Source organism: Paraburkholderia sp. MM6662-R1 (assembly GCF_050436245.1).
In the GTDB taxonomy this organism is placed as follows: Bacteria; Pseudomonadota; Gammaproteobacteria; order Burkholderiales; family Burkholderiaceae; genus Paraburkholderia; species Paraburkholderia tuberum.
Genome location: NZ_JBNDLV010000003.1, coordinates 1071433 through 1088822, shown reverse-complemented (window position 1 = coordinate 1088822; position 17390 = coordinate 1071433). Strand labels below are relative to the sequence as shown.

General features: G+C 61.9%; 20 protein-coding genes and 2 pseudogenes. 16 read left to right on the top strand and 6 right to left on the bottom strand.

Annotated features, from left to right (window positions below):
• Nucleotides 1-257: 257 nt before the first annotated feature.
• Nucleotides 258-500, top strand: coding sequence for a hypothetical protein (locus OKW39_RS27940; RefSeq protein ID WP_429564113.1), 243 nt, complete (start codon nucleotides 258-260; stop codon nucleotides 498-500).
• Nucleotides 501-515: 15 nt separating this feature from the next.
• Here OKW39_RS27940 and OKW39_RS27935 read toward each other — a convergent pair whose 3' ends face one another.
• Nucleotides 516-1700 (bottom strand): tyrosine-type recombinase/integrase, encoded by a 1185-nt coding sequence (locus OKW39_RS27935; protein WP_429564281.1) that lies wholly within the window; start codon nucleotides 1698-1700, stop codon nucleotides 516-518.
• Here OKW39_RS27935 and OKW39_RS27930 point away from each other — a divergent pair.
• The 4 genes and pseudogenes from OKW39_RS27930 to OKW39_RS27915 all read left to right on the top strand — a co-directional run bounded on the left by OKW39_RS27930 (nucleotide 1615) and on the right by OKW39_RS27915 (nucleotide 5098).
• A complete protein-coding gene (locus OKW39_RS27930) occupies nucleotides 1615-2715 on the top strand; it encodes a DNA-binding protein (RefSeq protein WP_429564280.1) in 1101 nt (366 codons plus the stop codon). The two genes, OKW39_RS27935 and OKW39_RS27930, sit on opposite strands and share 86 nt — an antisense overlap.
• Nucleotides 2705-2890 carry a hypothetical protein gene (locus tag OKW39_RS27925; RefSeq protein WP_429359946.1) on the top strand — a complete coding sequence of 62 codons (186 nt, stop codon included), beginning with the start codon at nucleotides 2705-2707 and terminating at the stop codon, nucleotides 2888-2890. Before OKW39_RS27930 ends, OKW39_RS27925 begins: the two co-directional genes overlap by 11 nt.
• A 5-nt stretch (nucleotides 2891-2895) precedes the next feature.
• Complete coding sequence (locus tag OKW39_RS27920; protein ID WP_090811179.1) at nucleotides 2896-3807, top strand: hypothetical protein; 912 nt, start codon at nucleotides 2896-2898, stop codon at nucleotides 3805-3807.
• A gap of 254 nt (nucleotides 3808-4061) precedes the next feature.
• Nucleotides 4062-5098, top strand: a pseudogene (locus OKW39_RS27915) (PDDEXK nuclease domain-containing protein).
• Nucleotides 5099-5179: 81 nt separating this feature from the next.
• Here the strand turns inward: OKW39_RS27915 and OKW39_RS27910 are convergent.
• A complete protein-coding gene (locus OKW39_RS27910) occupies nucleotides 5180-5902 on the bottom strand; it encodes an IS6 family transposase (RefSeq protein WP_429564279.1) in 723 nt (240 codons plus the stop codon).
• Between the two features lie 186 nt (nucleotides 5903-6088).
• Here OKW39_RS27910 and OKW39_RS27905 point away from each other — a divergent pair, with 186 nt between their 5' ends.
• The 4 genes from OKW39_RS27905 to OKW39_RS27890 all read left to right on the top strand — a co-directional run bounded on the left by OKW39_RS27905 (nucleotide 6089) and on the right by OKW39_RS27890 (nucleotide 9330).
• Entirely contained in the window at nucleotides 6089-6691 is a 603-nt protein-coding gene (locus OKW39_RS27905) for an SCO family protein (protein WP_429564112.1), read from the top strand.
• A 736-nt stretch (nucleotides 6692-7427) separates the two neighbouring features.
• Entirely contained in the window at nucleotides 7428-7709 is a 282-nt protein-coding gene (locus OKW39_RS27900; RefSeq protein WP_429564111.1) for a CopD family protein, read from the top strand.
• 238 nt (nucleotides 7710-7947) lie between these two features.
• Nucleotides 7948-8550: a DUF1326 domain-containing protein gene (locus OKW39_RS27895; protein ID WP_184071866.1), complete on the top strand. Its 603-nt coding sequence runs from the start codon at nucleotides 7948-7950 to the stop codon at nucleotides 8548-8550.
• 444 nt (nucleotides 8551-8994) lie between these two features.
• Nucleotides 8995-9330, top strand: coding sequence for an ArsR/SmtB family transcription factor (locus OKW39_RS27890; RefSeq protein ID WP_429564110.1), 336 nt, complete (start codon nucleotides 8995-8997; stop codon nucleotides 9328-9330).
• Nucleotides 9331-9563: 233 nt separating this feature from the next.
• Here OKW39_RS27890 and OKW39_RS27885 read toward each other — a convergent pair whose 3' ends face one another.
• The 3 genes from OKW39_RS27885 to OKW39_RS27875 form a co-directional block, all read right to left on the bottom strand.
• Nucleotides 9564-9914 (bottom strand): hypothetical protein, encoded by a 351-nt coding sequence (locus tag OKW39_RS27885; protein WP_429564109.1) that lies wholly within the window; start codon nucleotides 9912-9914, stop codon nucleotides 9564-9566.
• A gap of 101 nt (nucleotides 9915-10015) precedes the next feature.
• Entirely contained in the window at nucleotides 10016-11206 is a 1191-nt protein-coding gene (gene zigA / locus OKW39_RS27880) for a zinc metallochaperone GTPase ZigA (protein WP_184071862.1), read from the bottom strand.
• 103 nt (nucleotides 11207-11309) lie between these two features.
• Nucleotides 11310-12317 (bottom strand): CobW family GTP-binding protein, encoded by a 1008-nt coding sequence (locus OKW39_RS27875; RefSeq protein ID WP_429564108.1) that lies wholly within the window; start codon nucleotides 12315-12317, stop codon nucleotides 11310-11312.
• 32 nt (nucleotides 12318-12349) lie between these two features.
• On the opposite strand from OKW39_RS27875, the pseudogene OKW39_RS27870 reads away from it, so the two are divergent.
• The 5 genes and pseudogenes from OKW39_RS27870 to OKW39_RS27850 all read left to right on the top strand — a co-directional run.
• Nucleotides 12350-12976 (top strand): annotated as a pseudogene (locus OKW39_RS27870) (metal ABC transporter substrate-binding protein); the annotation flags it as partial.
• Between the two features lie 61 nt (nucleotides 12977-13037).
• Nucleotides 13038-13562 carry a metal ABC transporter solute-binding protein, Zn/Mn family gene (locus OKW39_RS27865; protein WP_429564278.1) on the top strand — a complete coding sequence of 175 codons (525 nt, stop codon included), beginning with the start codon at nucleotides 13038-13040 and terminating at the stop codon, nucleotides 13560-13562.
• A gap of 5 nt (nucleotides 13563-13567) precedes the next feature.
• Nucleotides 13568-14389, top strand: a complete 822-nt coding sequence (locus OKW39_RS27860) for a metal ABC transporter ATP-binding protein (RefSeq protein WP_429564277.1) — start codon at nucleotides 13568-13570, stop codon at nucleotides 14387-14389.
• Between the two features lie 6 nt (nucleotides 14390-14395).
• On the top strand, nucleotides 14396-15292 hold the full coding sequence (locus tag OKW39_RS27855; protein WP_429564107.1) for a metal ABC transporter permease: 897 nt from the start codon (nucleotides 14396-14398) through the stop codon (nucleotides 15290-15292).
• A gap of 18 nt (nucleotides 15293-15310) precedes the next feature.
• Nucleotides 15311-16183 carry a metal ABC transporter permease gene (locus OKW39_RS27850; protein WP_429564106.1) on the top strand — a complete coding sequence of 291 codons (873 nt, stop codon included), beginning with the start codon at nucleotides 15311-15313 and terminating at the stop codon, nucleotides 16181-16183.
• Nucleotides 16184-16192: 9 nt separating this feature from the next.
• On the opposite strand, the gene OKW39_RS27845 is transcribed toward OKW39_RS27850, so the two are convergent.
• Complete coding sequence (locus OKW39_RS27845) at nucleotides 16193-16294, bottom strand: hypothetical protein (protein ID WP_429564105.1); 102 nt, start codon at nucleotides 16292-16294, stop codon at nucleotides 16193-16195.
• A gap of 262 nt (nucleotides 16295-16556) precedes the next feature.
• On the opposite strand from OKW39_RS27845, the gene tnpA reads away from it, so the two are divergent.
• On the top strand, nucleotides 16557-17012 hold the full coding sequence (gene tnpA / locus OKW39_RS27840; RefSeq protein ID WP_429354897.1) for an IS66-like element accessory protein TnpA: 456 nt from the start codon (nucleotides 16557-16559) through the stop codon (nucleotides 17010-17012).
• Entirely contained in the window at nucleotides 17009-17365 is a 357-nt protein-coding gene (gene tnpB / locus OKW39_RS27835; RefSeq protein ID WP_165572787.1) for an IS66 family insertion sequence element accessory protein TnpB, read from the top strand. Before tnpA ends, tnpB begins: the two co-directional genes overlap by 4 nt.
• The last annotated feature ends 25 nt before the right edge of the window (nucleotides 17366-17390 follow it).

The window sequence follows — 17390 nt, the reverse complement described above, 5'->3', positions numbered from 1 at the left end:
CGCGTTGATCCGATACGAAAAGCACGGTTCGCGAGCGGTTCATCGCCCCCTCTCTGGAGGGGGTTTTTTATTGGAGCCGGGAGGCAAAGTTGTGTGTTCGCAAGACACTCTTCGAACTGTGACATAGACCTGCATTCAGGCAACTGCGTGGTGATAGTCAGCGACTACGGGGCGGATTGCGGTCGGCTGGCTATACCGTCACCCCCTTCATGCTCGCGGCCTTTCAGCAGGGTAAGGCGCTCCGGAGAAAACCGGTTATGAAATCGCTGGAAGCGAAGAAGGCGCGGCGGCCCGTACCGTGCAATACCGCGGGCGGCGATCTGCGGTGGGTGGTCGCGCAGCATCGGCGCGATGCACATGCGGAGCGCCCGGGGCACGCCCGGCGCCGCTTGAAACCGGCATTCGTCGTCGCGTCGTTACCGCTCGCGTTGCTGTTCGCCTACAGCTTTGTCCGCTTCATGCTCGAACTGGCTTTCCCGACCGCAGCGACACGCCACTGACCGGTCAGGCAAGGCCTACCATTCAATGCGGTGCTTTTCCTCCGTCTCCCGATGGCGCTCTTCGTCGGGCGTGTGCAGGTAGATGTTGGTGCTCGTCAGGGACGCGTGGCGCAGGTTGTCGCGCACGGTACGCAGATCGGCGCCGCCGTCGGCCATGTGCGAACCCGCGGTGTGGCGCAACCAGAGTGCGGAGGCCTGTTCGAGCAGGTCCGCCTGTGCCGCGAAGCCGTCGCCACGCAGGCGGAGCCGTTCGGCCGCGCCGGCAAAGATCGCCTTCACGATCGTATGCAGCGCGGAGCGGGTAAGTGGCTGCATGGATTTGCCCAGCGGCAGCACGAGCGGGGTGTCCTCATGTCTTGACGGCAGGGCGGACAGGCCGCGCTCACGCCGGTAGCGCCCAAGTTCCATCATCATTTCCGCCGAGGAGGGCACCAGCCCCTCCTTGTCGCCCTTGCCCAGCACGTCGAGCCACCAGCGCTCGTGGCCGTCGGCATCGCGCCGGCAGAAGAAACTGCCCATCGTGTTGCCGCCGACCTCCGAGATACGCAGGCCGCCGAGATAGAACAGCGTGAACAGCCACCGCGCGCGCAGATAGTGCTTCCGCTCGCGCGGGGTGTCCTTCGGCAAGCTGTCGATATGGAGCTTCACTTCGTGCCACAGTTCGTGGTCGAGGTAGCGCGTGATGCGTGGCTTTGAGCGACGGATGCGCTGCCGGGACAGCGACAGCGGGTTGCCAGCCAGATAGCCGGCTTCGACGAGCCACGCGAACAGCGCGTTGATGATCACCATCGCCTGGTACTGGCTACTCGGCCGGAGCGTCCTGTAGAACGGCCGCCAGCGCGGATCATGGCGCGGGTATTTGCGCCCGCCGTCGGCGACCCAGCGCGCGTGCGGCAACGGGTCTTTCAGGAATTGCCGGAAGAGTTGCAGGTCTTCGTGCGTGAGCGACGACAGCGGCTTGCCCAGTTGCACGATCGCCCATAGCAGCAGCCGTTCGGCTTCCTTGCGGTAATTCTCGAAGGTGGTCTTTTTGTCGGCGACCCGCGCGAGCCATGCGCGGACCGCATTCAGGTCGTCGTGGGCGGCGATCTGTGAATGCCCGCGCGCCCGGTTGCTGCCATCGCGGCCGTCGAGGTCGGCAGACAGTTCAAGCGCATCGAGGTGCGTCCTGCCCGACGAAACCCGCCTCTCGGCTGAAATCGACCGCCTGAAAGGCGAATTCCCGAAGACCCGTGAGCTATACCGCGAAGTCTGCGCGCTCCTGTTCTTCCGCTTCGGGATCACGCCGACCGCGAACCGGCTTTACCAGTTGGTCAAGCGCGGCAGCATGAGCACGCCGCCCCAGGTACTCGGTGAATTCTGGGCCGAACTGCGCGAAAGGAGCCGGGTGCGCATCGAACACCCCGACCTGCCCGCCGATCTGGGGCCGGCTGCCGGCGAACTGGTCGCGGCGCTCTGGACCCGCGCAACCGCCTCTGCCGAAGCCGCGCTCGACGCGCTGCGCGACGAGGTCGAGGCGCAACGCGTTGAGGCGCAACGGTCGGTCGTTGCTGCCCGCGACGAACTGGGTCGCGTCGAGACCGCGCTCGAACAGCGCACGGCGGCGCTCCTTGCCGCGCAGGTCGAGGTTCGCGAACTGGAAAAGGCGCAGGCCGAGGGCCACGCGGCGCGGCAGGCGTGCGAGGCCGAGGTGGTCCGGCTCAAGGCCGAGGCGCTTGTGCGCGACCGTGAACTGGACAAGGTGCGCGAAGGTTTCTCGCGGGATCTCGAGAAGCTGCGCGAGAGCGCGGAACGCGCCGAAGAGCGCCAGCGAGCGTCGGAAAAGCGCGCTCTGCTGGAGATCGACCGCGAGGGGGGGGCGGCCGCGAAGCTGCAGAAGGACCTCGATGCCGCGGTGAAGCGGGCCGACAGTCGCGGGGCGGACCATCACCGGGCGGTCGAGGCGCTGCAGGCGCAGCTCGGGGACGTGCGTCACCAGGCGGGCGTGCTGCAGGGACGGCTCGGTGCCGTGCTGGCCACGAACGTCACGCTGCAGCAACAACTGGCGGCACTGCGGCAGGCGGACACTCGCGACGCCCGCCCAGCCCGCGCGAAGTCCGCCTCCACCGCGGCGCGCCCGGTGGCGACACGCCCTTCGCGCGCGCCGCACGTCACGCCCGCGCCAGCCAGCCAGACCGTGGTGCACCGCAAGCGGGGAAAGAGGGATGGAAAATAGAACCCGCCCGCGCAAGAGACGGAAGGCCCCGGTCTGTCCGCCGATCGGCGCGCTGATGCGCTATGGCGAGCGGACCGTGCGCATGATCATCGAGTCGGTGCACGAAGACGGCAGCACCTTCCGCAGCACGGTGAAGTGGGCTAATCTGGCCGCTCTTCACGATCAGCTCTTCTGAGCGGGATGAACATGCAGCAGCCCACCATTCAGCAGCTCGACATTTTCGCCGACAGCCGTGATGTCATGTTGCGTAACGACGTGCTGGAGCCGCTGCAGCGGCGCGATGCGGTGGCGGCGCGAACGGCACTGGAGCTGCTCGCCGGCGAATATCCGGACGATGGCGCGCTCCCAGCGATGAGCGTGCTGGTTCGTGAGCTGGAACGCGGATCGCCCACGCCCTTTTCTGATCACGAGACGCTGGCCAGCGCACGCCGGCATCTCGAGGACGAGGTCGTACTTGCCGCCCGGCGGGTGCTGCCCGCGCAGAATGTTCAGTCGTGGCTCACGCCGTGCTGGCGAGCGCTTGCTCAGCGGGCTGAATCGCTACCGTTTCGTACCGCCGACGCGGACAGTCACGCCGTGCCGCTGTGGCTTCTGGCGGGCGACGGGGCGGCTGCGATTGAAGCAGTCGAAGCCATCGAGTCCTGGTCGCGCATCCCGGCACCGCTTGCGTGGATGACCGAGGCACGCTACCGGGCGGCTGGCCTGGATGCGGCGTGGCCGCTGCTCGCGCAGTTGGCGTGGCTGGCGCCGGCGAGGTTCGTGGCGTTGTTGCCCACCTTGGGTGATGCTTCGCTGGACGCGCTGCGCCGGCGCTTCGATGCCGAATTCCCTGGCACCGGCGAGGTCGACGACTATTCCTGGTTTCCGGCATGGCTGCTGTTGGTGAAGCCGGCGCTCGCCGGCAGGTTAGGTGAGGCGCGCGTACAGCGTGACCAGGCGGCATCGCGCGCGACGGCCCTGCTCGGGGAGATCCGGCGCCGGGAGCACGAAGGCGACCAGCATGAACTCATCGGGCTGCGCCAGGAGCTCAGCCGGCTGCATGCGGGCCTGTTCGACACCTACATGGCGACACGGAAAGTGCAGCACCGTTGATCGGTGAGCGAGGCCGCGAATGGTCACATCGGGCAGTCGTCCTGCAATCATTCGCGAGATGCGACCCGGGGGCGGACGGTTCGCCCGGGCGAGGAGACGGCCGCGCGGCCGAACAGGTATCCGTAATTGTCTCCGCACTGCGGAGACAATTCGGACGCTCGCCGGCGCAAGCCCCGGTGACGGGTTTGAAGACAGATTGGGCCGTCCGCGGGCAGTTTTAACGCGGCGGTAGCCGCACACCTGAGCATGAAAGTATGAACGACCTTACGCCTTCCTCCTTGCTTGACGAAGTCCGACAGCTGATCGATTCGGCGCGCGAACGGGCCGCCGTTGCGATCAATGCAGAACTGACACTGCTGTACTGGCAGGTGGGGCATCGTATTGAGGCAGAGGTATTGCGGGGCGCCCGCGCGGAGTACGGGCAACAGGTGATCGGATCGTTGGCGCGTCAGCTTACCGCCGAATACGGGCGCGGCTGGAGCGACAAGCAGTTGCGCCACTGCATGCGTCTTGCGGAGGTTTTTGCCGACGAAGCGATTGTCTCCGCAGTGCGGAGAGAATTGAGCTGGACGCACCTGAAGACGCTGATCTACATCGACGACCCGGTGAAGCGTGATTTTTTTATATTGAACTTGCCCGTGTCGAACGCTGGTCCACGCGGCAGTTGCAGGAGCGCATCGACTCAATGCTTTTTGAGCGCAGTGCAATCTCGCGGAAACCCGAAGACGCAATCCGGCGGGATCTCGCGATGCTGAGGGACGAACGACGTGTGCCTCCCGACGCGTTGCTGAAGGACCCGTATGTGCTGGATTTTCTTGGTCTCAACGATCACTACCTCGAAAAGGATCTGGAGGATGCGATCCTGCGAGAGATGGAGCAGTTCCTTCTCGAACTTGGTGCTGGTTTCACGTTTGTGGCTCGTCAGAAACGCTTGCTGATTGATCACGACGATTTTTACATTGATCTTCTCTTTTACAACCGCAAGCTTCGACGGCTTGTTGCAATCGAACTCAAGCTGGGCACGTTCAAGGCCGAATACAAGAGTCAGATGGAGCTTTATTTGCGCTGGCTCGCGAAACATGAACAGGAGCCAGACGAGGAACCGCCGCTCGGCATTATCCTGTGTGCAGGCAAGAAGCAGGAGCAGATCGAGCTGCTCGAACTCGATAAAAGCGGTATCCATGTCGCAGAGTATCTGACTGTGCTGCCGCCACGAGAGCAGTTACAGGCGAAATTGCACCAGTCAATTGAAGCCGCAAGATCACGGCTCCAGGACAAGCGGCGCGAATGATTCGATCGCCTGGATCCGGCGACTGGGTTCTGTCGCGATAACAATCGCAGCTTGAGCAAAAGCTGATATGAGTAGGACTACTCACGCTGCCAAAGAATAGAATTGCTCGGCTGCAGTCGAGGCGACGCCGTCGTCACACATCTGCCCCTTGCGGATCATTTGCGCGATCTCTATGCCAGACAGGATGATGCGCGCACAGCGGAATTCCTTGAACCCCAGCATCGGTTTGATGATGCGTTTAATGGCACGGTGATCCTGCTCGACGACGTTGTTCAGGTATTTGTTTTGACGGACCTTGATCGGTGTTAAACGCACGGCATTGAGCGCTTCAAGCGCAGCCAGGTTGGTGCCGCTCCTGTCCACGGTAATTGTCTCGGGCTCGCCGTTCTGCTCAATCGTTTTCTCGAAGTAGCGGCGAGCTGCAGCCTTATCGCGATGGGCGCGCAGCAGGAAATCGACAGTGTTGCCCGCCTTGTCGACGGCACGGTACAAGTATTTCCAGTTGCCTTTGACCTTGACGTAGGTCTCATCGACGCGCCAGCTCTTGCCCACAGGCCGTTTGCGTTGGCGGAATGCTTTTTCAAGCACCGGCAGCAGCTTGATAACCCACCGGTGCACGCTCGAATGATCCACCTCAATACCCCGCTCAGCCATCATTTCCTCGAGGTTACGTAGGCTCAGTGAGTACGCCACGTACCACCGCACGCACAGCAGGATCACGTCCAGCGGGTAGTGCAGCCGCTTCAGTACCTTGCCAATGCCAGCGGGCAGCGTCTTGCGCGGCGTCTTCGTCTTTGCCATCATGGTTGTCATGCGTTGCGGTCGACGCATTTTACTTGACCGCGTTAATGCGACAAAACCTCGAATGGAGCCTTGTCGTTGAGAGTTGAAAAGCGGATGAGGCACTACGCGGGCAGACGAATGAAAGCTTTCCGCAATAGACTGTACTTCCCAATCCTGATCTTTGCGACGGCAATGCCGCACCAATCCATGCCCCCATTCTTTGATCGCTGTGTGCGTCTCGTTGTCGGCGCAACGCTCTCTGTTTCACTTGCCGCCTGCCACCATGAAGAGCCATGGAAGCTCACGGACGTCCAGGGGCATTTGCCCGATCTGGATTTCGCGCTGACCTCCGACGCCGGCAAGCAGATTAGCCAGGCGAACCTGGCAGGTGATGTCACACTCGTCTACTTCGGCTACACGCATTGCCCGGACGTATGCCCGGAGACGCTGGCCAAACTGGCCCAAGTGACGCATCAACTTGGCGGCGCCGCACAGCATGTGAAGGTCCTGTTCGTGAGTGTCGACCCGGCGCGGGACACGCCCGCAGTGATGCATGCGTATGTCGATGCGTTTGACGCAAAGCACGACGTCGGCCTGACCGGTTCCGAGAGCGCGATCAAGGCGCTCGCGCAACGCTATCGCGTCGCGTACCAGGCTGACAAGCCCCGCGCGAACGGTGGATACGAGGTAACCCATAGCTCGGCGATCTACATATTCGATGCGAAAGGGCACGCGCGCCTGATCGGTGCGGACGACGATCCGGTCGACGCATTTGTGCACGATCTGCGTCAATTGGCCGACGAGACCTGACGACAGGCGCCCGCGACGGTGCTGAAGAGGCCGCGAACGAGCCCGCGCACCCACGGTGTTTTCAACAGATAGAGTCGAACGTACGTCGGAGATTCCGGCCAGATTCGCCCGGGGGAGCGCTTGTTGTCGCCGCCCGAAGTTCCACGCATACCACCGCGTTCAGCTGGTCAATAACCGGCTACGACCAGAATCCCTATGCACGCTCAACGCAAGGTTTCCTGGCATACAAGTGTGTGGCGCCAGTAGCATCGTGGATCACGCCACCGCTTGAGCAGGCTGGACCTCGACCGTGACATGGGACAACCCCTTAAAGCGCCGGAGCACCGCATGATGCCATCTTCGAAGATGGAAACGGCAAACACACCGGACGGAGCGAAGATCTTCTGCGCCTCGTCTTCGTAACCATGCCCGTGATGGTCGCCGAGCAGCCACGCGCTCGCCAGGTTGACCAACAGGCCCACCGGGACGCGCCAGGCACGCGATCATTGCGATTGGCTCGTGCCGCGTTGGCGTCCGGTCACCAGGAAGAAGCAGGCAAACGTTTTCCTGACGTGATCGGCTGCTTCTGGCCGGACACAGCATCGTGTGATAAGAATATGCGCCGCGTGCTTCAGATGCTGCGAGCGACGCTACGCGGATCCGCCGGCCAACAAGTGACGTTCGCGAACGTCACTTTCAGTCGTTTTGTCCGCACCGGGCAGTCTCGGCCTGCTGCGATACGGAGCCCATTTATAACGTGACGCAGGATACGGCCCACCTCACTGCCCCGTTACTCAGCGTACCGTATGGACGCCCGCTCGCGTTTAAGTTCGTGTGCGTCACGCTGGCGGTGCTGCTGGGCGGCTACAAGCGGATGATCCACTTGCCGCGCTCGCAGGCCGCGACGGCAGATGGCGGTCCCGCTTACCCTGACGCGCAACGCGGCTTCGACCGTCTGCTGGCCGTCGAAGCCGTCGCCATGCTGGCGGTACTGGCGGCCGCCGGCGTGCTTGGCCACACGGCGCCCTCGGGCGAATAGGCCTGGTTACGTTAGAGCCATCGCTCGCATCACCCGGGTATCCGAACCCCGACAGTCCGTCGCTTCGACGAACGTGGATCAGGCTCACTAATGATCGAGAGCCGGCAGTTCGCGCCAATGAACGCCCGTAGTGTGAATCCGCGCCTTTCCGGCCAGCATCAATGGTCTATTCTTGATGCCAGTAGCCGTTGAAGGCGAGGTGACGGCGCGAGGCGTGTAAAGGCGCAAGGAGGCTAACGTGAGCTACAAACTCGACGGCAGTATTCTGGAAGTGTGTAATTGCAACGTACTTTGCCCTTGCTGCATAGGTGAGGACGCCGACAATGGCAGCTGTTGCGCCGCGATCGCCCACCACTTCGACAAGGGCTCGATCGATGACATTGAGGTCTCTGGATTGACGGTGGCCTGTGCCACCTTCATTCCTGGCAATATCCTGCAGGGCAACTGGCAGGTAGCCGTGTACATCGATGACCGGGCCACCGATGTCCAGTTTGAGGCGCTCTCCAGCGTCTACCGGGGCGAGCGCGGCGGCCCGCTGGCCGACTTCGCCCATATGTACGGAAAAATCGTCTCGATCGAGCGCGCGCCCATTATCTTCGACCTTCAGGGCGGTAAAGGCAAACTCGATATTGGCGTGGACATTCATGCGGAACTCGAGCCGTACTGGAGTCCGAGCGGCGCCCCCGCGGTGCTTCTCGGTAATTCCATCTCGACGACACCATGCTCCCCGGCGATCATCAGCAAAGCGAGCGCTTACCGGATGAAAAACCCTCTGCTCAAGGTCGACCTCAACCTGACGGGTCATAACGCCACCCAAGGCCATTTCAACTTCCAGGCCTGACTCTCCTCCAACGGCCACCGAGCCTCGCGATGAAGTCCGCTTCAAGTCCGCTTCGCGCTCAGGGCTTTTTCCGCCATTGCTAGCCGGGCCGGTGCTTTCGGCCTGGCTGGCACTGTGGGGATTGGATGAAGGACCGTATTCACGCTATCTGAACCATACCGGTTGAATCCGCCAACCCGTCGCGGCCGTTCGACCTGGCTCCGATGGAAGGGCTATCTTGATGGTGCAGCCGCCATCGCTCGGTTGCGGATAGCTAATCGCCCAATTTGACCCTTCGTACATAGCCTTTTCGTCGCGCCTGGGTTCCGGCCACGTTAATGTGTCGAGAACCATTGGTCGACTTCGATATCCCGATGACCCCTGGCAGGAGACGGGCAACCGTGGCATTTCCGTGCATGCGGCGGTGCGTCATCTGTGGGCGACGTGACTCTTTGGAATGCAAAAATGCAGGCATCCGAGTTGACCGACGACCAGGTCGCGGAACGGGTAGAGATGTTCCGGCAGATGGGCGATCCGACCCGCCTGAAAATAATTGCAGCATGCCTTCGCGTGCCGATGTGCGTTTCCTGCATCGCGGCAAAATATGGCTTGGCGCAAACGCTCGTCAGCCATCACCTGCGGCTTTTGCGAGCAGCCCGGGTGCTGCGCGCCGATCGGTGCGGAAAACAGATTTTCTGTGTAGCAACTGACGAGCACGTAAAGCGTGTCATCAGCGACGTGGCTGAACACGAGTGTGAGCATCCGCCATCCGAATTTGATGAGCCACCGAAGGAGGAATGACGCGTTTTGCAACTGACCTGCAAGGCAAGCCCCGATGTTTTGCGGCTATCGAACCCACCGCGCCGGTTAATTAAAGCATAGACGCGTTGACTTCATCGGGGGTATGGCATCATCTAGACGGAAAAAAGGGGCGTTGACTTCGGCGTGCGTAAGGAGGATCGCTTTAACATCTGGCCGGATTAACCGTTGCCCATTTGGGGGCACGCCGCGAAGCCCACGTCATGCGTTCACTATCACGTGAGTCGAGGAGCACCGCTATGAGCACCTGCAACGAACCGCATCATGCCCATCATGACCATCAGCATGGTCCGAACTGCGGACACACTGCGATCAGGCATGGCGATCACACTGACTATCTGCACGATGGCCACTTGCACCATCCCCATGGCGATCACGTGGACGAACACCGGCTGGAGGTGAGCGCAAAAAATCCGGATCAATGTACTTCGAACTGCGGCGGTCATGAGTCGGGACATGTCCACGGGCCGGCATGCGGCCACGAAGCGGTACCGCATGGCGATCACGTCGACTACCTGGTCAACGGCCACCTGCACCATCCGCACGGCGATCATTGCGACGATCACGGCCCGGTCGAGCTCGCCTGAGTGCCTGGCGCCAGGCAGGCGAAGTACCTCAATACGATTGAGTATGCATGGTGCCAGGTTACTGCCCGGGTGGACACACCTTACTGCGTCCACTCAGGGAACGGGTCGGTAAATTTGTGCCACGCGACTTCATCACGGGCCAGTTCGTCCTCGCTTAGCAGGCAGGCATCAAAGGACGCGCGCAAGGCTGCCTCGTCCATTCCGGTGCCGATCAGAACCAGCTCCTGTTGACGATCCCCGAAACGCTCATGCCAGCGGCTTCGGATGATAGCCTGTGCTTCGGGCTCCTGCGGCCAGGCGTGCCTGGGCACGGCCGCCCACCAGGTCCCGGCGCGTCCGTGACGCGAGACCGCGCCGGCTTGCGACCATTCGCCGACCGCATGGTTGCGCGAGGCCAGCCAGAAGTACCCCTTCGAGCGCACGACGCCCGGCCACTCGCTCTGAATCCAGTCGAAGAAACGCTGCGGATGAAACGGACGGCGCGCGCGGTAGACGAAGCTGGTGATGCCATATTGTTCGCTTTCGGGAATGTGTTCGCCGCGCATCTCCTTGAGCCACCCAGGCGCTTGCGCAGCGGCTTCGAAGTCGAACAGGCCGGTATCGAGAACCTGCCCGATCGGCACCTGGCCAAAGCGGCTTTCGACGATCTTCGCGCGGGCGTTCAGCACTCGCAGCACGCCTTTGAGCAACTCCAACTCGCTTGCGCTCACAAGGTCCGTCTTGTTCAGCACGATCACGTCGCAGAACTCGATCTGCTCGGTCAGCAGATCGACCACGGTGCGGCGGTCTTCCCCACCCATCGTTTCGCCGCGATCCGCCAGGAAGTCGTGGGAACCGTAGTCGCGCACAAAGTTATAGGCGTCGACGACCGTCACCATCGTGTCCAGGCGAGAGATATCCGAGAGGCTGTGACCTTGTTCGTCGCGAAACGTGAAGGTTTCCGCCACCGGCAAGGGCTCGGATATGCCCGTGGATTCGATCAGCAGATAGTCGAAGCGCTTCTCCCGCGCGAGCCGCTGGATCTCGATCAGCAGATCCTCGCGCAATGTGCAGCAAATGCAACCATTGCTCATTTCGACGAGCTTTTCGTCGATGTGCGAGAGCTGGCTGCCGCCGTCACGAATCAGCTGAGCGTCGATGTTGACTTCCGACATATCGTTCACGATTACGGCCACCCGCTTGCCTTCGCGGTTATTCAGGACGTGGTTCAGGAGCGAGGTCTTGCCCGCGCCGAGAAAGCCGGACAGTACGGTGACGGGGAGCTTGTGCATGGGAAAAGTGGAGCCTCAAACGTGGTGAAGAAGATCGCATGAATCGACACGGCCAGCCTGCTGGCCGAGGCGGGTGCGCGGCAAGCAGGCGCGATCCTTCGTGTCAGTTCTGCAGGACTTCGCCAACCATACAGTTGTCGAGGCCCGCCTTGATAAGGTCATGTGGCAACTGTTTGCCGATGAAAACAATCCGGGTTTCGCGCGTTTCATTCGCGCCCCAGGACTTACCGATATCCGCGCCAAAAATCATATGTACGCCCTGGAACACTGCGCGACGGTCGACACCCGCTAGGTTCAGCACACCCTTGTAGCGCAGCATCGCGGCACCATAGATCGCAACCGTCGCGCTGAAGAACGCCTCGAGCTTGTCCCGATCCAGAGGCGCAGTAGTGCGGTAGACGAAGGACGTCACATCGTCGTCATGCTCGTGCGAAACGTCTTCAAGGAAATCGGGCTCGATGTCGACAATGGCATCCAGACTGAAGCTGCGGATGTCGAGCAGTTGCTTCAGGTCCGTCTCGCCAAAATGTGCCGGCCTGATCGTCGCGCGCGGGTTCATCTGCCGCAACCGGCGCATCAGTTGCTGCGCCTGCTCTTCGCCAACGAGGTCCAGCTTGGATACGAGGATACGGTCCGCGAATCCGACCTGCTCCTGCGCTTCGTGATGTTCGTCGAGTTGCTCGCCGCCATGCCGTGCGTCGACCACCGTCACGATGGCGTCGAGCAGGTATTTCTCCTGCACGACATCGTCGACAAAGAACGTTTGCGCGACGGGCGCCGGATCGGCAAGTCCCGTTGTCTCGATGATGACCCGCTCGAACGCGAATTCTCCTGTCTCCCGTCGCGCGGCGAGCGTCGAAAGAATGCGCACCAGGTCGCCACGCACCGTACAACAGATACAGCCGTTGTTCATTTCGACAATCTGCTCGTTACCGTCCTGCACCAGCAATTCGTTGTCGATGCCCGCTTCGCCGAACTCGTTTTCGATGACCGCAACGCGTCCGCCGTGATGCTCGGTCAGGATGCGGTTGAGCAAGGTCGTTTTTCCGGCGCCGAGGAAGCCGGTCAGGATGGTCGTCGGGATACGCGGGAAGCCGGTTGCATCTTGCATTGCATTCTCCTGTGAGCGGCACGCGCTCAAGCATGTTCGCCCGTCGAGATGCCCGGGCGCTGAGCAAATGGTTACGGTCGAGATGCCCCCATGCGGTGACAGCCCGCTTCGCTGATGCCACGCTCCGGGACGGCCAGTCTGTCTGCTGGGAACGCTGGACACCGCCAGTGTTATGTTATAACGTATCTAATCCTATCGGATTGTTATTTTTCGTGCCAGGAACGCCAATGAAAAAAATCGCCGCCAGGCTTTGCAACTCCGTTCAGCCCCGCGCATCCTGGAGGTCAGGACAGCCAGACCGGTTTGTTTGGCGCGCCGCACTAAAGCCCATCGGCAGCCTTTCGGCTGCATTGGTACTGCTTGCCGTGCATCAGGGAAGCGCCATGGCGGCATCAGCAGCGGCTGGCGTAATCAACGCCATCGGTGTCGAAAACGAGTACGCCGACGTCATCGCCCAGATCGGCGGCAAGTACGTTCAGGTGAGCGCGATCGAAACGGATCCCAATACGGATCCACACACGTTCGAGGTCAACCCGAAGGTGGCAGCGCAGCTTGCTTCCGCCGATCTGATCGTCAAGAACGGCGTGGGATACGACGCCTGGGCCGACAAGATCATCGCAGCCGCGCCCAACAACAAACGCAAGGTCATTGACGCCCAACACCTGCTCGGCCTGCCCGACAGCACGCCGAACCCGCATCTCTGGTACGACCCGAAAACCCATGCCGGCGGTTGCGAAGGCAGTGGCAGCGGACCTTTCCGCATTGAACCCTGCGCAGGCAGCCTACTTTCAAGCCAACGTGAAGAAGTTCGACGCATCACTCAAGCCGTGGCTGGCTGCAATTGCATCGTTCAAGGCGCACTACGCGAAAACGCCTGTCGCGGTGACGGAGCCGGTCGCCAACTACATGCTCGAAGCGGTCGGCACCGATATCGCCACACCCTTCAGCCTGCAGGCGGCGATCATGAACGGCACCGATCCCTCTCCGCAGGACGTGACGAAACAGAACGGCCTGTTCACGGACCACAAGGTCAAGGTGTTCGTCTACAACCAGCAGGTCACGGATGCGCTCACACAATCGTTCCTCAATCTGGCCAGGAAAAATGGTATTCCGGTGGTCGGCGTCTACGAGACCATGCCAACCCCCGGCTTTACTTACCAGTCGTGGATGCTGGCGGAAGTCAATGCGCTGGAAAAGGCAGTGACTTCCAAAGTGTCCACCGAAACCTTGCAGGCTGTGCAGTGAGCGGCATGTGCCCTGGCAACGAGGTCCTTGCGGTCGACCGGGTGAGCGTCTCTTTCCCGGGGCACAGCGTGCTACATGAGGTGAGTTTCAGTCTGGAAGCGGGAGAGTTCTGCGGCCTTATCGGTTCGAACGGTTCGGGCAAGACCACGCTGCTGCGTACGATCCTCGGCTTCCAGGTAGCGAGTGCAGGTAGCATCAGGATCAATGGTGCGCGCAGCCTGACCTCGGTGGGTTACGTCCCGCAGAAGATCGCGCTCGACCCCTACCTCCCGATGCGTCCGCGGGATCTGGTGTCGCTCGGCCTCGAGGGCCACAGGCTCGGCTTGCCGTTACCGTCGAAAAAACGCCGCGAGGCGGTCGACGGGATGCTCAAAGCCGTGGATGCAGAGCCTTTCGCGGACCAGCGCATCGGGGAACTGTCCGGAGGCCAGCAGCAGCGGGTACTGATCGCACACGCTCTGGTTCGCCGTCCGCGGCTGCTGTTGCTGGACGAACCTCTGGCCAACCTCGACATGCGCAGCGTCGCCGAAATTGTCGCGCTGTTGCGCCGCCTGAGCGTCGAGCACGGGCTTGCGGTCCTGCTTTCGGCGCATGACATGAATCCCTTGCTGCCGGTGATGGACCGGATCGTCTACCTCGCCAATGGCCACGCAGCGAGCGGGGCGACGGACGAAGTGGTGCGTACCGAGGTCCTGAGCAGACTGTACGGCTATCACATCGATGTCGTCCGCGTGCACGGCCGCGTGCTGGTGATTGCCGCCGGCACCGAGGCCGAAATGCTTGCCGCCGTTCGGCGAGACCCCGCCCACATTGTGCAGGTTCCCTGATTCAAGATGGATTCCCTGCTCACCCTCATCTTTGAACCGGGCTTCTTTAGCAGCGAACCGGTGCATACCGCGATGGTAGTCGGCGGCGGCGCCGCAGTCGTGTCCGGCGTAATTGGCGTATTCACCGTCATGAGGAGCCAGTCCTTCGCCGGCCACGCGCTGGCCGATGTGAGCAGCGCGGGCGGTGCTGCGTCGTTCCTGCTCGGCATCAACCCGTTGCTGGGATTTCTCATCATGGCGGTCATGGCAGCGGGCGGCATGGAACTGGTGCGGGTGCGCCGCGCCCGTGAGCGCGATCTTGTGACCGGCGTCGTGCTGGGCGCGGGGCTTGGCCTTGCCGCGCTGTTTCTTTACCTCGACGTGACATCGAAAAGCACGACTGGAGCGGCGATCACCGTCATGTTCGGATCAATGTTCGCCATTCCGGCATCGATCATTCCGCTCGCACTGGCGGTGGGCACGGGGGCGTTGATTGCCGCGGGCGTGCTTTATCGTCCCTTGCTGCTCAGCTCCGTTGACCCAGAGCTGGCTGCGGTCATGGGCGTGCGGGTACGGACGGTCGGATTCCTGCACCTGCTGGTATTGGCGCTGGCCGTTTCCCTATCAGCTATTACGGTCGGCGCCATCCTGTCGACCGCACTCCTGATAGGTCCGGCGGCGATCGCCTTGAGGGTGGCAAAGCGGCCAGGCTGGGCCACGGGTCTGTCCGCGTTAATCGGCCTGGGCACGACCTGGGGGGGCATCCTCCTCGCGTACGACAGCTACTACTGGACCCCCGGGCACGGCTGGCCAGTGAGCTTCTTCGTGGTGACGCTTATCTTCGCCCTGTATGTCATCACAGGTTCGCGCCGGACCTGCACGGAAGCCCCCAACGGGCGCGCGGATCGCCCTGAACGCCCGTGAACCGGGTGAGGCCTGACCATGTTCTCCAGTTTCATGACCAACACGTGGATCGTGGCGAGCATCGTGGCTGCGGTCGCCGGATTCATCGGTTTCTTCGTGGTGATTCGAGGCGCCTCGTTCGCCGCGCACGCCTTGCCGCTCGGCACCTTTCCGGGTGCTGCAGCGGCAAGCCTGCTCGGTATCAATCCGCTCTTCGGCCTGATCGTCTTCGCTGGTCTCGGCGTGATCGGAATCAGTTGGCTGAGCCGGCGCGGAAGACACGAAGTCGCAACCGCCCTGTGCCTCGTCACGCTGCTAGGCTTCGGGGCGCTGTTCCTGAGCATGACGAGCGGGTATTCACAAGCGGTCTATGCCCTTCTCTTCGGCGAAGTACTGGGCGTGAGCAACACCGATCTCGCGCCGGTTGCCGCGATCAGCGGGTTCTCGATTGCGGTTGCGGTTGTGCTCTTCCGGCCACTCCTGCTCAGTTCGGTATCGCCCGATCTGGCGAAGGCGAGAGGCGTATCGAGCCGCGCGATGGAACTTGCGTTCATGAGCATCCTGGCGCTTGCGACGGCAATGGCGCTCCCGGTAGTGGGCGCGCTGCTAGTGTTCAGCCTGATGATTGGACCCGCGGCTGCGGCCCGCTCGCTGACTGACCGGCCGATTCTTGCGATATGCGTGTCGGTTGGAATTTCGCTCGTCACGGTGTGGACATCGATCGCCCTCTCCTATGTCTCCAACTGGCCAGTCGGTTTCTTCGTTGGCATGCTTGGGGCCGCCTGTTACGGAGTGGGGCAGGTGTGGACCCGGGCACGAGCCTTCGGGCGCCACCACGACGAGCGGCCGGCCTCGGAGGCACCAGTCGGCTCACTGACGGGACCGCCAACCGGCGTGAAGCCGAGCGCATGAGACTTGGCCTCAAATCGCGGCAAGCGACGTGCGGTCCTCGTCGAATGTGAGGGTCAGGCTTTCCTGGCCGTAGCTAACGTTGATGTCGGACACGACTGGCAGCCCCTTCATCGCGTTCTCGATCTTCAATGCACAAGACGCGCAGTCCGTGCCCCCGATGCGCAGTTTCAGCGGTTCTGTCGCGGTAAGGCGATTTTGGCGGACGATTGCGATGTGAGAAGAGAGGTGGCCTCGTTCGTTCGGACAGGATCAGCGAGTTTTTAAGTGGAATTGCTGAGGCAATCAAGCGTAAGCGCTAGTTTTCACGCACCTAGCTTCTGCCTTTGAGAAGGTCCACGATTGCGTCCGCAACCCAAACTTGCGGACGCAATCCATGACCGAGAATGACCTGACCTTTTTGCCCTTGCGGGTGACACGCGTTGGTGTCGGCGGCAAGCGCAGTTTCCACCCGTCAGACAAGCGACGACTGGTCGACGCCTGCCTGCAGCCAGGCGCATCGCTGTCTGGCCTCGCCCTGAAGGCTGGGGTGAACGCCAACCAGTTGCGCAAATGGGTTCGGCTGCGCGAACAGTCGACTTCCTCCGCGAGATTCAACACTGCTGTCGGGTTGTCGGCCTTCGTGCCGGTCGTCGCGATCGACGACGCGGCGCCGACGACACATGTTGCGCAGCCGACGCCTGAACTGGATCGCGCAGATCTGTCGCCACCGGCGACACAAGCTGCGCGCCTGTCGGCCAGATTGCCCAACGGTGTAAAGCTTGAGCTCGAATGCTCAGGGCGCGACGCCGCACTGGTGAGCGCGATGATTGCCGCACTGAGAGCCCAATGATGTTCCGGTTCGAGGCGAACATTAAGGTCTTCCTGCATCGTGAGCCGATCGATTTCCGTGCCGGTATCAATAGCCTCGTGGCACTGGTCGAGCAGTCCATGCAACTCGACCCATTTGCACGTGCCGTGTTTGCCTTCCACAATCGCAGACGCAACCGGGTCAAGTTACTGTTCTACGAGCGCACCGGCTTCTGGCTGATGCTGCGGCGCCTCGAGCAGGACCACTTCGTCTGGCCACGTCGGCAACAGGCTGTGATCGAGTTGACGACCGAACAGCTGCATTGGCTCCTTGAGGGCATTGACGTTGACGCAGTGCGCCGCCATCCGGCACGGCGGTACCGTCACGCGAGCTGAACGCCGGGCGTTCCCAGTAAAAACA